This is a genomic window from Sphingobacterium alkalisoli (assembly GCF_005049105.1).
GTDB lineage: Bacteria > Bacteroidota > Bacteroidia > Sphingobacteriales > Sphingobacteriaceae > Sphingobacterium > Sphingobacterium alkalisoli.
The window spans coordinates 720811-734951 of sequence record NZ_SUKA01000003.1 but is presented as its reverse complement, the minus strand read 5'-3'; the positions used below and the strand labels follow the sequence as shown (position 1 = coordinate 734951).

The 14141-nt window shown below is 36.5% G+C and carries 13 protein-coding genes; 3 read left to right on the top strand and 10 right to left on the bottom strand.

Features of this window, described 5'->3' with window-relative positions:
- Positions 1-12: 12 nt before the first annotated feature.
- A complete protein-coding gene (locus FAZ19_RS12765; RefSeq protein ID WP_136821094.1) occupies positions 13-1332 on the top strand; it encodes a hypothetical protein in 1320 nt (439 codons plus the stop codon).
- Between the two features lie 27 nt (positions 1333-1359).
- Here the strand turns inward: FAZ19_RS12765 and FAZ19_RS12760 are convergent, their stop codons facing one another.
- The 3 genes from FAZ19_RS12760 to FAZ19_RS12750 form a co-directional block, all read right to left on the bottom strand.
- Positions 1360-1893, bottom strand: a complete 534-nt coding sequence (locus FAZ19_RS12760; RefSeq protein ID WP_136821093.1) for a YceI family protein — start codon at positions 1891-1893, stop codon at positions 1360-1362.
- 195 nt (positions 1894-2088) lie between these two features.
- Entirely contained in the window at positions 2089-3720 is a 1632-nt protein-coding gene (locus FAZ19_RS12755; RefSeq protein WP_136821092.1) for an ABC-F family ATP-binding cassette domain-containing protein, read from the bottom strand.
- Positions 3721-4296: 576 nt separating this feature from the next.
- A complete protein-coding gene (locus FAZ19_RS12750) occupies positions 4297-4488 on the bottom strand; it encodes a cold-shock protein (RefSeq protein ID WP_136821091.1) in 192 nt (63 codons plus the stop codon).
- 268 nt (positions 4489-4756) lie between these two features.
- Between FAZ19_RS12750 and FAZ19_RS12745 the strand changes: the two genes are divergently transcribed.
- Entirely contained in the window at positions 4757-5185 is a 429-nt protein-coding gene (locus FAZ19_RS12745) for a cold-shock protein (RefSeq protein ID WP_229707464.1), read from the top strand.
- An 87-nt stretch (positions 5186-5272) separates the two neighbouring features.
- Here the strand turns inward: FAZ19_RS12745 and FAZ19_RS12740 are convergent, their stop codons facing one another.
- From FAZ19_RS12740 to FAZ19_RS12710, 7 genes are all read right to left on the bottom strand, one after another.
- A complete protein-coding gene (locus tag FAZ19_RS12740; RefSeq protein WP_136821090.1) occupies positions 5273-6346 on the bottom strand; it encodes a fatty acid desaturase family protein in 1074 nt (357 codons plus the stop codon).
- Between the two features lie 284 nt (positions 6347-6630).
- Positions 6631-8157 carry a bifunctional phosphoribosylaminoimidazolecarboxamide formyltransferase/IMP cyclohydrolase gene (gene purH / locus FAZ19_RS12735; protein WP_136821089.1) on the bottom strand — a complete coding sequence of 509 codons (1527 nt, stop codon included), beginning with the start codon at positions 8155-8157 and terminating at the stop codon, positions 6631-6633.
- 202 nt (positions 8158-8359) lie between these two features.
- A complete protein-coding gene (purN, locus tag FAZ19_RS12730; RefSeq protein WP_136821088.1) occupies positions 8360-8935 on the bottom strand; it encodes a phosphoribosylglycinamide formyltransferase in 576 nt (191 codons plus the stop codon).
- A gap of 115 nt (positions 8936-9050) precedes the next feature.
- Entirely contained in the window at positions 9051-10481 is a 1431-nt protein-coding gene (locus FAZ19_RS12725) for a serine hydrolase domain-containing protein (protein WP_136821087.1), read from the bottom strand.
- Positions 10482-10598: 117 nt separating this feature from the next.
- A complete protein-coding gene (locus FAZ19_RS12720) occupies positions 10599-11336 on the bottom strand; it encodes a LytR/AlgR family response regulator transcription factor (RefSeq protein WP_136821086.1) in 738 nt (245 codons plus the stop codon).
- Entirely contained in the window at positions 11329-12111 is a 783-nt protein-coding gene (locus FAZ19_RS12715; RefSeq protein WP_229707466.1) for a sensor histidine kinase, read from the bottom strand. The genes FAZ19_RS12720 and FAZ19_RS12715 overlap by 8 nt, the downstream gene beginning before the upstream one ends.
- A 275-nt stretch (positions 12112-12386) precedes the next feature.
- Positions 12387-13262, bottom strand: coding sequence for a LiaF transmembrane domain-containing protein (locus FAZ19_RS12710; protein WP_136821084.1), 876 nt, complete (start codon positions 13260-13262; stop codon positions 12387-12389).
- 392 nt (positions 13263-13654) lie between these two features.
- On the opposite strand from FAZ19_RS12710, the gene FAZ19_RS12705 reads away from it, so the two are divergent.
- Positions 13655-13993, top strand: a complete 339-nt coding sequence (locus tag FAZ19_RS12705; protein WP_136821083.1) for a DUF3276 family protein — start codon at positions 13655-13657, stop codon at positions 13991-13993.
- Positions 13994-14141: the final 148 nt, after the last annotated feature.

Genomic DNA, 14141 nt, shown 5'->3' with positions numbered 1-14141 from the left:
GAAATATAGACTATGATACGAAAGGTTTTATTGTTTTTTTTGGTTTTTGTACTTCTCGTTATCGGAGGGTTATGGATTTTTTTTAGCGTACGTAATACAAAATCGTTGGATGCACAGGTGCATAAAGATAGTGATGTGCTAATTCAGGTCTCTGTGGATCGATTGTTAAAAGAGTTAGTCGCAAATGCGATTATCCATCCCCTTACGTATTTCGGTAGCGATACTTCTAAAGCAACAGAGGACAGGACAAAACGAATTAATATCTGGGAGGCCGGATGGAGTGTGCCGGCTCGGATTTTATTCTTCTCGACCCCGAAAGACACTTCCGTGTTTTACAGCGTACAGAAAATAAGCGATATCGAGCGCTTCCGAAAGTTCGCCTTACAAAGTCTAGACATTCATGTGGATTCGTTACAGGATCCAACAGATCTTTCTTATTTGGTTTCCAGAGACAAAAGGGTTGCGTTGCTGAGCCATGAACAAAGTTTTATTCTTTCTATAGGTGTTAGCACACGCGACCGAAGGGAACGGATGGAGCATCTACTGGCGAACGAGAGTGGCGACTTAGTACAGATTGGTGCTATCGCGAATACAGACTTCCTTGAGTCCAAGGCTGATATATTGTACAACAATCTCTACGATAGCACTGTCGTAAAGGCTGATTTTGAAAACGGAAAAATACAATTGGAAGGGATGCTGTATTCTACGTTGTGGAAAGCCAATGCGAGACCACGAAAACGTAAACTTTCTGAACATAATATCTTGAACGTGACGTTGGATGCTGATCTGCGTCCACTCATGCAAAAGTATCAATCGACCCTAGAAAATCTCAAGATTCCAGTAGACACGCTGCAACGCTATTTTGGTGGATATATTGATATGGAATGGAAGCAGGAAGACGTGATACAAACTGATACGATAATTGCCTATGAAATGGATGATAACTTCGAAATGAGTGAAAAGAAGGAATTAAGAGAGGAGTCGGTGCCAAACCTGCAGGTGACGGTAAAGTCATCTCCTCATTTAGCTGGTTATATACCCGAGAAAATTTTCTACAAATTCACCAAAAGGATAAAAGGGGATATGATCGCACTAGCTACAGCTGCGGATTTTCAATTACAGGAGCAACTAGTGAATAATGATACCTATTTTTCTTTTGTGCTACAGCATTTGGAAAATGAAAAGCTACTCTTGGATCGCCTTTCTATACCGGAACAGATTCAGAAAATAGAAATGGGCGCTACTTACGTAGCACCTCATATATCTTCTATATCGGGTCAGATTACATTTACAAAATCAGAGATACACAGCCTGTATCAGTTGATCAGATAAGTATTAAACACCTGTTGGCAAATGGATTTATTTGCTAACAGGTACTTTTATGTTCAGCTTTAAGATCTCTCCCACACTTCCTTTTCCCGTTAACCCGTAATCTGTTCTGTTCAGTTCAAACGCACCTAAAAATGTAGGTACAGATGCTTTACTCTCAAAAGTAAACAATATACTAATAGGCTTAGTCGTCGATTTAAGGGTTAGATTGCCGTCAACCTGATAACCACTGCTTACTTTTTTGAATCCAGTAGATTTGAAATGAATAGTTGGATACTGTTCGACATCAAAGAAATCATCCGCTTTGGCATGTTTGGTTTTTAAACCATTTCCAAGATCCAATGTGTTGACATCAACGGTGACATCCATATTCGCTCCAGCAAGATTATCAGGATCGAAATGAAGTACCCCCTTTAGCCCGCTAATGGTGCCGCTTGCTTTTTTTGTTTCAAATTTAATGACATAATCATTGTCCATGATTTTCCAATCGATGAGGGCGTACATGGCTGAAGTAGACAGGACAAGGAATAATACGCCTAGAGAGAGGAGTTTGGTTGTTTTCATTTTCTGTTTTTTTGTTTTTAATGCAATTAAGCTGTAACAAATATAAATTAATTCTTCTAACTTATTATACGGATGTGATCAAAACAAAATGTGATTTTGATATGTCTGTTGTCGGTTTATCTTAATACAAGAAGCCCTGCGGTGATAATCTGCAGGGCTTCTGTGTTTTTTAAAAGTGAATTAGATAGGATAAATCTACTTCTTAGCGTATAGCTCTTCACGTTGGGCTTTTACTACATCCGAATTAACGTACTCGTCGTAGCTCATTAATTTATCAATAATGCCATTTGGTGTTAATTCGATAATACGGTTTGCCACTGTTTCTGTTAATTCGTGGTCACGAGAAGTAAATAACATGGATCCTTTGAAATCTTTCATACCATTGTTTAATGCGGTAATTGACTCCAAATCCAAATGATTGGTCGGTTCGTCAAATAGTAGGAAGTTAGCTCCCTGTAGCATCATTCTGGAGAACATACAGCGCATTTTTTCACCTCCGGAAAGTACGGAACATTTTTTTAGCACCTCTTCGCCAGAAAATAACATTTTACCTAAAAAGCCGCGAATAAACTGCTCGTCAGCATCGGATTTGCTCGTATAATCACGCAACCAATCAATTAAATTATCCGTTTTTCCATCAAAAAAGCTTGCGTTTTCGATTGGCATATCTGCAGGAGTAATGGTTATACCCCATTTGAATTCACCTTTATAATCTTGGTCGCGACCCGCGAGTATATCGTAAAAGGCGGAGGTAATAAGTGAATTTTCTGCAAGAACAGCAATCTTATCACCTTTATTGATCATAAAGCTGATGTCCTTGAAATAGACTTCACCATTTATTGTTTTGCTTAAGCCTTCAACTTGTAAAATTTGATCTCCCGGTTCGCGATCCATCGTGTTGAACATAATCGCCGGATATTTCCGGTTGGAAGGTTTGATTTCATCGATGTTGATTTTATCCAACGCTTTCTTACGTGAAGTAGCCTGCTTTGATTTAGAAGCATTGGCCGAAAAACGACGAATGAACTCCTGCAGTTCTTTGACCTTATCCTCCGTTTTCTTGTTTTGGTCCGCACGTTGTTTCAGGGCTAACTGGGAAGACTCATACCAGAATGTATAGTTACCAGAGTAAATCGACATTTTACTGAAGTCAATATCTACGATATGCGTACACACCGCATCCAAGAAGTGACGATCGTGGGATACAACCAGCACAATGGCCTCGTAGCTAGCTAGGAAATCTTCTAGCCAAGCAATTGTATTAATATCCAGGTCGTTGGTAGGCTCATCCAAAATCAAAATATCGGGTTTTCCAAACAAAGCTTGTGCTAACAAAACACGTACTTTTTCGTTACCGTCCAATTCTTTGACTAACTTATAATGAAGGTCTTCTTTGATTCCTAAATTACTTAAAAGGGTAGCTGCATTACTTTCAGCATTCCAACCGTCCATTTCGGCAAATAAGCTTTCTAACTCTCCGGCACGCTCGCCATCTGCATCAGAAAAATCCTCTTTCATGTAGATCGCGTCTTTTTCTTTCATCACTTTATATAATTCCTGGTTTCCCATCATTACTGTTTCAATGACGGGGAATTCATCAAATTGATAGTGATTTTGGTTCAGTACTGACATACGTTCACCCGGAGTGAAAGCAACCGAGCCTGTGCTTGGATCTACTTCACCCGATATAATTTTTAGAAAGGTGGATTTTCCGGCCCCATTTGCACCAATGATACCATAACAATTTCCTGTAGTAAATTTTAAGTTGACGTCTTCGAATAGCACACGTTTGCCAAAGCGAAGCGATAAATTAGACACATTAATCATGCTGCAAAGATACGGTTTATTCTCTAATTATGGAGTACTGTATGAGTCCGTTATAGACCAATTTGATAGCTTGTGAAATTAGAGAATGGATTTCGGAATACAAATAGAAACCAGTATACGACGATATAATCATTTATATGGTCTGTATACTAGTTTGATAAGATCAGTGTGATTGGTGCGCAATAAAAATGTTTAAAATGCCCCAACGCATGTTGTTGCAAAAATCAGAACAAAAGTTATGACCAGCAGAACGACAAATGTGGTGTAAGGTGTCCTTCTCATAATTCTTTAAGTATTTAGTTTATTTGAGTTACGTCATTACAAACGGCGTGCCTTAAATAGAAAACTCACTGATTTTTAGTTAATTTAAGGCTGTTTTGTTTTTTGTGAACATTTTTTTTCTTTAAAATGTAGAATTTATTAGAATAAGGGACTCTTGCGTTTTAGAAATTGCGTGAATAGATTGGAGAAAAGTAGCGAACAGGCATTCTCTACTTAAATTTAGTTTGTCACTGTAAATAGCAACGGCCACCTATTTTAGGCAGCCGTTGCTTTTAGTATTAAATATAAATTCGATTAGCTCAATTTCACATTAATAGCATTTAGACCTTTAGGTGTACGCTCAACTTCGTAAGTTACGGTATCACCTTCTCTAACTTGGTTTTTTAATCCTGATGTGTGTACAAACACGTCAGCGCCACCATTTTCTGGAGTAATAAAACCAAATCCTTTAGTTTCATTAAAAAACTTTACAGTTCCTGTATTCATTATTTTTTTTTATTAGTATTAAAGCAAGGATAGGCATAATTATTCGTAAAACACGTGTTTTCGTCTTAAAAGTATTTTCATATGACAAAGCTTTTGGATTGTAAGATAAGCATAACGTTGCAATGTTTTCTGGTTTCATTTAGATTTCGTATCTTTGTATTGAAAGCCTTATACATCACCTCGCTTTAACTGTCTTCAACAAGTTTTATAAAGCCCGTTGGTCGCTAAGACATATTTTTAATTTATTTATTTACATTATACACGTTTAATGGGGCAAAGCCAAATTACATTCAGAAAAAAAGAACAAGCAAAGAAAAAGCAATTAAAAAAGCAACACAAGCAAGAGAAGAAAGAGTTCAACAAACAAAACAATGACAAAGGAAAGTCCTTTGAAGAAATGTTTGCATATGTTGACGAGTATGGTAATATATCAGATACCCCTCCCTTGACTAAATATGAGTTTAAAGAGGAAGATCTGTTACGACCAGAAGTAGAAGATGAATACAACTACGGGAAAGTGTCGTATTATAATGACCAAGGCCATTACGGTTTCATCCGTGATAATTTGTCAAGACAGACAGTCTATTTTAATGACAATTTAGTTGGGTTTGTGTTGAAAATAGATCAAAAGGTCAAATATAAATATAGAAGTTCCAAACAAGGAAATCAGGTTTCAGAAGTTGTTTTGGAGCCCTAATTTTTTGATTGACACAATCATAACAAATAAAGAAGCCAGCCTACATTATAGACTGGCTTCTTTATTTGTTATGAAATTTCACTTTTCTTATTTATTCGATCCCATTTCTTTTATTACATTGACATGTGAATTGAAGGCCTTTGCAAATGTCGGGAACTCAATATAATTAATTTTGTATTCTATACAGGTTTCACGAACAATTTCGTTGATCGCGGGATAGTGGATATGACTTATCTTTGGAAACAAGTGATGTTCTACTTGAAAGTTTAAACCGCCTAATAGCCAAGTCAAAAACTTATTGTTCGTAGCGAAGTTTGCAGTAGAGTTTAATTGGTGAATCATCCACTCGTTCTCTATTTTACGATTATCATCTTCTACTGTATTGAAGCTTGTTTCGGATACGACATGTGCCAATTGGAATACAATGGCTAATATGAGTCCACAAATTACACTTACAATCACTAAACCAATTAAAGTTTTGATCCAACCTACAAAAATGACGGGCAATACGATGAATAATGTAAAGTGTATAACTTTGCTTATCCAGAAAATAACTTTTTCACGTAATGGAAAACTGAATGCGTTGTTGTTTTTTCCTAATGAGGCTTTAAAATACTTCTCATAATCCTGATAGAAAATCCAGGCAAGATAGGAGATGCCATACAGCGCAAGGAAATAATATTGTTGAAATTTATGATGTTTTTGATGCTCCTGTTCTTTATGCAAACGCATAAATCTAACATCAATATCATGATCTTCACCTTCAATATTTGTAAATGTATGATGGGCTATATTGTGCTTTAGTTTCCAAAAATAGATATTTGCGCCCATCAAGTTGGCACTATAGGAGAGAATGTTGTTAAACTTCTTGTTTTTAGAAAAAGTATCATGACCAGCGTCATGCATTACATTAAAACCAATTGCCGCGAGATTCACACCAAATAGCACGCATAGTAAAATGCTGATAGACCAATGCGGCTGTACTAAAAGTAATGTGCTGTAAATCCCTAAAAAAGTAGAGAAAAGTATAATTCCTTTGACCAAGATTTTTCGCCCCCCAGTTTTGTTGAGGTTATTGTTTTTAAAATATATATTTATTTTCTCCTTTAATGTTTTGGAGAATAATGAATTGACGTTGTTGAATTTAATTGTAGATTTCATTTAGAGTTGTAGTACTCTGTTACTAAGGAGTGAGTTTAATTTTTTTACTGTTATTAATAAATCGAATATAAGTAACGTTATTCTGAGCTAAAGATAAACAATAATATTGATAGCAAGTACGTTAAGTTTAGTTAAAATAAAATTATCATAATATGATCGAAGATCAGTACAGCGGATATCAAAGCTTCATGTAGGTTCAGGATGGCTATTTAGATAAATAATTTCAGTAAAAAGGAATTTGATACTTCAGTTTCAAACTCCTTTTTTTGTTTTTTATGGGATATTTAATGCTTAAAGTGCCGGACGCCTGTAACAACCATAGCTAATCCTTTTTCGTTGGCCATGTCGATAGACAATTGATCTTTTATTGATCCACCTGGTTGTAATACCGCTGCTATCCCAGCTTCGCCTGCTATTTCTACACAGTCTGGAAAGGGAAAGAATGCGTCGGACGCCATAGCGCTGCCTTTTAAATCAAAACCAAATGCATGTGCTTTTTCAATTGCTTGTTTTAATGCGTCTACTCTAGAGGTTTGACCCACGCCCGAGGTAAGCAAAGTTCCATTTTTGGCAAATACGATGGTATTCGACTTCGTATGCTTTACAATTTTGTTTGCAAAATAAAGATCTTCTAATTGTTCTGGGGACGGCTTTGCAATAGTTACTGCTGTCATCAATTCCGGACCTTCTATTGTATGATCTTTATCTTGAAGGATTACACCGTTCAATAACGTCTTGAATTGATGGGTAGGTAAATTAACTTCTTTTCTTATCAATATAATTCTATTTTTCTTAGCGGTCAGTATTGATTTAGCTTGTTCGCTGTAAGAGGGGGCAATCAATACTTCGAAAAATAATTTGTTAATTTCTTCAGCTGTCTCGGCATCTACTTCACGATTTGTAATTAATACGCCTCCAAAAGCAGATATTGGATCACATGCTAAAGCATCTATCCAGGCTTGCTTGACCGTCGAGCGCGAAGCTACTCCACAGGCATTGGTATGTTTTAAGATCGCGAATGTGGGATCTTCGAATTCATCAATGATGGCAACAGCTGCATCTACATCCACTAAATTGTTATATGATAGTTCTTTGCCGTTCAACTTATCAAACATAGCATCTAGATCTCCGAAGAAAATACCTTTTTGATGTGGGTTTTCTCCATAACGCAATGTCTGTGCTTTTTGCTGGGATTGCTTGAAAACCGTTAAAGGTTCTTCTTGGTTAAAGTAATTAAAAATAGCCGTATCGTAATGGGAAGAGGTATTGAAAGCGCGTTTGGCAAAAGACTTGCGTTGGTCAAGTGTGGTTACACCGTTTTGCGATGCCAAAATCTGTTCTAATTCTGTGTAATCTGTTTTGGAAGAAATGATGACAACATCATTGAAATTCTTTGCTGCAGCACGGATTAACGAAATGCCACCGATATCGATTTTTTCAATAATATCTTGCTCGGAAGCCCCGGAGGCGAGTGTCTCTTCAAATGGGTATAGGTCTACGATAACCAGGTCAATTTCCGGAATTTCGTATCGCGCTAATTGCTGCTGATCGCTTTCTAAAGGACGGCGGGAAAGGATGCCACCGAATACTTTTGGGTGAAGTGTTTTTACCCGTCCACCTAGAATAGACGGATAGCTTGTCAAGTCTTCTACACGTACGACATCGATATCTAAATCACGGATGAAAGCTTCCGTGCCGCCTGTAGAATACAAAGTAACTCCGTATTTATTTAAAAGTTGAATAAGTGGGGCGAGGTTGTCTTTATAATAAACAGAAACCAGTGCATTTTTAATCTTAACAGGATGATTCATTGTTATTTATTTGGAGCCGCAAAGATAGTTATTTTCTATGGGGTTTATATGAACTAAATCGAAATTGTTGTTTGGTAATAAATGGAAGAAAATTTCATGATTCATACAGGAAACATCTACAACTACGAAAGTCCATCGGTGGACTTGATGACTAGTAATGATAACGGAGTTGAGTAAAAAAGGAGCCTTTGAGCTCCTTTTTTTAATTATATTTCTTTAACAAATTTTCGATCACTTTTGGATAATGTAAGTGTTCTAGTTGCTGCCCATTGAATTTTATAACTTCCAGGGTATCACCGGGGTCAACTCTAAACCGAGCTTGATAAATTATTTCTCCTTCATCAAAATTTTCATTTACAAAATGGATAGAGATTCCATGCTCATCGTCTCCGGCATTGAGTACAGCTTGATGTACCCGGTCACCATACATGCCTTTTCCACCATGCTTAGGAAGAAGGGCGGGGTGGATGTTGATAATCTTGTTTGGGAAAGCACGTAATAGGCTTTGAGGTATAAGCCATAAAAAACCGGCTAATACAACCATGTCGATATCTAGTCTCTTTAGAAGATCTACAATCTCCGTAGTGTGGTAAAAAGCGTGCTTGTCAAAAACATGTGAAGGGATTTCGAAATTATCAGCCCGCTGTAATACATAGGCATCGGGATTGTTGCTTAATATCAGGGCCACTTCTGCATCATGAGAATATTTGAAATGCTCCATTATTTTCTGTGCATTGGATCCGGAACCAGAAGCAAAAATAGCTATACGTTTTTTCACTCGTTAGTCGATTTTATTCAGATTAAAACTTTTCTGATCAAACTTAGACAAAATGCTTTGCATTCGCAAACCAAATACTGTGCGCTCATGCAGGCAATTATGCTGCGCAGGTAGCCTATTGTGTTAAAATTATTTCTTTCAGTATTTCCTCACTGATAGCTTCTACAGGGATGGCTGTGTTTGATAAGACAATTAAAGCTGATTTAGCGTCTGGAGCAATACCGATAAAAGAACTGCTTCCCGCCGTTCCTCCATTATGATTGTAATAAATGATATCACCTATCATAGACATATGCCATGCAAGGCCAATATCGGTATTTGGAGGGATGAAAAAAGTAAACTGCTTGGTCAGGGACATTGCTTTTTCCAATGGAGATAAGGGCATTTTAAATTGCGATTGGGCATACAACAACATATCCTGAATGGTAGATTTTAACGAGCCTGCTGCTGATAGAGAAATAAATTTCCATACCGGTACCGCTTCTCCTTTTGCGTTATATACTTTTAAGTGTTGCTCCTCTTTAAGATCAAATCTTTCTACAGTATTGGTCATATTTAGCGGGCTCGTGATGATCTCCTCAATATTTTTTGCATATGGTTTTTTGGTAATGATAGAGATTAGTTCGCCTAACAGGCCATATCCAATATTACTGTATTCGTATTCTTCTCCAACGGCTTTGTCTGCTTTAAAGTTTTTTAGGAAACTGAAAAGCTCTTTCTGATCATAATGCGCATAGGGATCGCTTTCCTCAAATTTGAGGCCTGTATTCCAGTTTGACGCCATGCGTGGCAATCCGGAAGTATGATTTGCCAACGATTTAAAAGTTATTTTTTGTACACTGGGATTCGACTTCACCGAATCTGGTAAAAATTGAGCTATGCTGTCGTCTAAGCTGATCACGTTCTTTTCTACTAGATCGGCCAGCAGTGTCGCGGTAAATGTTTTCGTAATCGATCCTAATTCATATATGGTAGTTGCGGTGGGTAGCGTATTGTTATCTTTTTCAGTTTCTCCGTAAAAAAAAGTATTTACTTGATTTTTATGAATCACACCGATAGCCAAAGATTGCGTGTTTCCTTTTTGAATGTACGTGCGAGCCACAGAGTCAATAAAAAGATCTAAAGGATTTTTTGCTTCGACTTTGGATATCACCTGCTCTTTTTTTTCTTCCACTTTTTCTTCGTAAGGTTGAAAGGCGAGTGTATGATAGTTTAGATTGCTGTCCACACCTAATACGAATAGTAATTTTTGGTCTCCGATTTCTATTTTATAACCTGCAATACCGTTTTTATATTTTTCCGCGGTCGCATTTTTAATCGTTCCCAATGAATGTAACTGGTTCAATATTCCTTTCAATTGAGTGGAAGATATGGTCTTTTTAAAATTTTCGTCGGCCATGTGATAGATCGAATCCATTTGCTGCGTATTGAATAGATATTCAATTTGGTTATAAACAGCTCTGTTTTGTCTCTCTTCAATGGATTGGGCTTTTATTAACACTGTAAATCCTATTATACACAACAGTGTAGCGACTATTCGTTTCATATGTAATGGTTGACTTTAATGGTGATATAGAATCCATAACAATACTGGCTCCTTAATGTTTCCTCATGGAGTCGTATTTACGGATGTTTCATCGTACAAAAGTACAAAAACAATGTGCTATAAACCAATCGTTTGTTTTAGTCGCGCATACCCGGATTTAGAAATGTTAACCTTTTCCCCGTTTAGCAATATACCTCGGTAACTTTCTTTTTCCATGGGTTCGATTTTGGCAAGCTGATCTACTTTGATAATAAATGATCGGTGTACACGTACAAATTGCTTGCTATCTAATTGTTTTTCAAATGATGACATGGTTTTATTTTTCAGAAACATACCATCTTTCGTATGAATCTTGACATAATCATCGTAAGCTTCTAAAAAGATAATTTGCTGTACGGGGATAAGTTTGATTTGAGTTCCGTTTTTAACGACGATCCGTTCTAATATTTCCTCTTCAACATCTACTTTTAGTTGCTGAAGGTTTTGTTTTGGTTGTTGATTACCATGGATGTTCCGCAGTTTTTCCAGTGCCTTTGAAAATCGTTCCTGATTAATAGGTTTTAGGAGATAATCTACCGCGTTTTTTTCGAAAGCACGTATTGCAAATTCTTCAAAAGCTGTTGTGAATATAACATGTGGAAGCTCATCGATAATTTCAAGCATTTCAAACCCTGTTAATTTTGGCATTTGAATGTCTAAAAAAATCAAATCTGGTCTGTGTTGTTGAATTGCTTTGGCTCCTTCAAAACCGTCGCCGCATTCCGTAATGACTTCTATGTCAATTTCTTGTTCTAGGTAATCGCGGATGATCATCCGTGCGAGAGGTTCGTCGTCTATTATTATTACTTTAATCATTTTGAGGGATTTTTATACGGGCGATAAATTTGGTTTCTGTTTTACTGACACCTAGAAGATCCGTACGGCTGTAAATTAAAAATAATCTCCTGTGGATGCTAGTCAAGCCAAAACCGTTTCCTTTTTTATTCTGGTACTGATCGGATTCAAAGGGGTTTGATATCTCGATGGTCAAAATCTTATTTTCTAATGCAATGTGGGTTTCTATTAACACATCTCCAGTTACGTTATACAGGCCATGTTTGATGGCATTTTCCATCAGGGGTTGTACGATCATGCTTGGTACTTTTGCGTGTAATATATCTTCATCATAATGGAAAGCTGTATTCAATCGATGGCCAAATCGAACCTTTTCGATTTCTAGATACAGTTCAAGATGTTTGATTTCATCGGAAAGAGAAATAAGTTGTTTGTCGTCTTTTCGCATCGTTCCGCGTAGAAAGTCGGATAACTGAAAAGTCATTTTTTTAGCCATGTCTGGCTTTGCACCAATCAATGCAATAATCGAATTTAAACTATTGAATAAAAAATGCGGCTGTAATTGCTGGCGAAGGTTGTAAAGCTCAGCCTCACGTACCAGGCGCTCGGATTCTTCTTTCCGCTTTTTGTTCTCTTCGTATTCTTCCTGTATATTCCAGGTGATGTTGATTATTAGAATGCAGAATAAAAGCAAGAAATTAATTATGGTGCGGTAGGGGAGAATTTTATAATAATCTGTGATTGAAAAAGTATCCGATATTTGATTTACGAGGTATAGTGGCAGAAAAACACTCATTGCCGTTAAAAATAAGCAGATGAATAGTATTTTAAGATATTGATTCTTTCGTGGTAAATAAAATTGTAGTGAACTGAATATGAGGTACGAACATATTGTAATGCATAAAGCACCAAAGAGGGGCTCATAAATAGATATGTTGTTTGATCTATGTTCTAGCCGAAGTAAGATGTAAGAAACAATGAAGTATAACGCAAAAATTATCCAGGAGCTTAGATGGATAAGACGCGTTTTGTTTATTTTTAAAACCGCAGGCGAGTTTGACATTTTACGGATTAACTGTTTTTAATTGTTACATTTCCTAAGATCGAAGTTCCTGTGATATACAAGTTTTTATTTTCATCAAATGGATGGTTTATGATAACCCGACGGTCATCATTTTCGCTTAAAATGGACGAAATACTCGTCGAAACCATCCAATGTGGAGGAACAATAATTTTGGTGCTACCAAATAATTGAAAAACATCAATCACTATGGGCTGATGGAGATCAGCTTGAAGTAAATTAATTTCTGTACTTCCAAAAATATTGGTCATGCTTCCTCCCAAAAAGTTTTTGGACAAAATAATTTTTTTTGAACTTCCGAATATTGAATCTACTTTTAGATAGTTTTCGGCATACCGATAATTCGAATGCCCTTTTTGCTCACCGGTATGAGAAAAAGGGTTTGAATTTGTTTTTTGATCTGGATCACCTTCGTATATAGGAGCGTTTTCATCTACTCTCTTATCCCAGTCGAATTCGTCTCTAAAAGGGGGAGGGGAAGGAGGGGATGGCGTTTGAGGGTCCTCAGGCAGAAGCGGAAGCTTTCTGTTCCGTTGGATTAGATAGATACCCAATACGATCGCTAACAATGGGATGAGTACTTTGCCTGTTGAAAAGTGCATCCAGTTCTTCAATAACAAAATAACCCCAATTGTAATCAACACGTAAGATGATTTCTTTTCGAATTTTGAATTGACACCTATTACAAGTCCTACTATAATCAATATCGAATGGAATCCAAACAACCACGATGGTATCAAAAAACCTAAATTCAAGTTCTTCAATAATAAAAATGCACCAAATAAAACGATACAGGCTCCGACAATGGTAGCACTTTTGCTATTATTTGGAGGAGGAGGAGTTTGATATTTTCTCTTTGCTTTCATTTGTTCCTTGTTTATAGTCCAAATGTAGAAATAGCTACAGATACGACTAAGAGCATTTAGGTATACCTCATTTATAATTCGGTCAATGACCTAAAAACATCGGTGAAAATAACACACTTCTTTTGTATTTCCTAGTATAATAAGTTTTGAAAAGGGAAGAAGGGAACAAAGGCCGCGATGTACCCCTATGATTACAAATGAAAATAGATACGGATGAATAATTTGTGAAATAAGACGCACTGCGATTGCATACTAAAATACAAATCTAGCGAAGTTTAAATAAGCAAATAAAAAAAGTGCCTTTTTTTTGATAAAATTTGGACGTTTGAAATTAAATATTATATATTTATAGCATAAAATATAGGATTTAAACTTAAATACTTACTAGACTAATGGGAGATTTTGAAAACAAAGAGCGTGAAGAGGTATTTTCAAAAAAGGTGAGGGCGGGTAAACGTACTTATTTTTTTGATGTAAAAGCGACGCGATCAAACGATTATTATGTGACAATCACAGAAAGTAAAAAACGTTTTGAGGATGGACAGTTTATTAAACACAAAATCTTTTTATACAAAGAAGACTTTGAAAAATTTGCAGAAGGACTAACTGACGTAGTTGCGTACATCAAATCTAATCAAGAAGTTGTTGAGAAGAGATATGAGCCTAGTCAAGATGATTCTACTTATGAAAGTAATGGGACGTTGGTAGAAAAAGATGATTTTTCGTTCTAATTTAGTTCATTCAGTCAGATATGGAGCCACTTTTTGAGTGGCTTTTTTTGTGACTTCTAACCACTCGCCGTTCCGGTTTATAAACGATTATGATTTTATTGTAAATATGTTACACGGTAATAAGTATACAATTGTTAATTTCGTGTTT

What these genes read in the sequence shown, in the direction of transcription:
- purH (WP_136821089.1), bottom strand. Translation starts at nt 8,157, where the DNA reads ATGAATCATCCTGTTAAGATTAAAAATGCACTGGTTTCTGTTTATTAT.
- FAZ19_RS12765 (WP_136821094.1), top strand. Translation starts at nt 13, where the DNA reads ATGATACGAAAGGTTTTATTGTTTTTTTTGGTTTTTGTACTTCTCGTT.
- FAZ19_RS12750 (WP_136821091.1), bottom strand. Translation starts at nt 4,488, where the DNA reads ATGAATACAGGAACTGTAAAGTTTTTTAATGAAACTAAAGGATTTGGT.
- FAZ19_RS12755 (WP_136821092.1), bottom strand. Translation starts at nt 3,720, where the DNA reads ATGATTAATGTGTCTAATTTATCGCTTCGCTTTGGCAAACGTGTGCTA.
- FAZ19_RS12745 (WP_229707464.1), top strand. Translation starts at nt 4,757, where the DNA reads ATGGGGCAAAGCCAAATTACATTCAGAAAAAAAGAACAAGCAAAGAAA.
- FAZ19_RS12725 (WP_136821087.1), bottom strand. Translation starts at nt 10,481, where the DNA reads ATGAAACGAATAGTCGCTACACTGTTGTGTATAATAGGATTTACAGTG.
- FAZ19_RS12720 (WP_136821086.1), bottom strand. Translation starts at nt 11,336, where the DNA reads ATGATTAAAGTAATAATAATAGACGACGAACCTCTCGCACGGATGATC.
- FAZ19_RS12760 (WP_136821093.1), bottom strand. Translation starts at nt 1,893, where the DNA reads ATGAAAACAACCAAACTCCTCTCTCTAGGCGTATTATTCCTTGTCCTG.
- FAZ19_RS12710 (WP_136821084.1), bottom strand. Translation starts at nt 13,262, where the DNA reads ATGAAAGCAAAGAGAAAATATCAAACTCCTCCTCCTCCAAATAATAGC.
- FAZ19_RS12715 (WP_229707466.1), bottom strand. Translation starts at nt 12,111, where the DNA reads ATGAGTGTTTTTCTGCCACTATACCTCGTAAATCAAATATCGGATACT.
- FAZ19_RS12705 (WP_136821083.1), top strand. Translation starts at nt 13,655, where the DNA reads ATGGGAGATTTTGAAAACAAAGAGCGTGAAGAGGTATTTTCAAAAAAG.
- FAZ19_RS12740 (WP_136821090.1), bottom strand. Translation starts at nt 6,346, where the DNA reads ATGAAATCTACAATTAAATTCAACAACGTCAATTCATTATTCTCCAAA.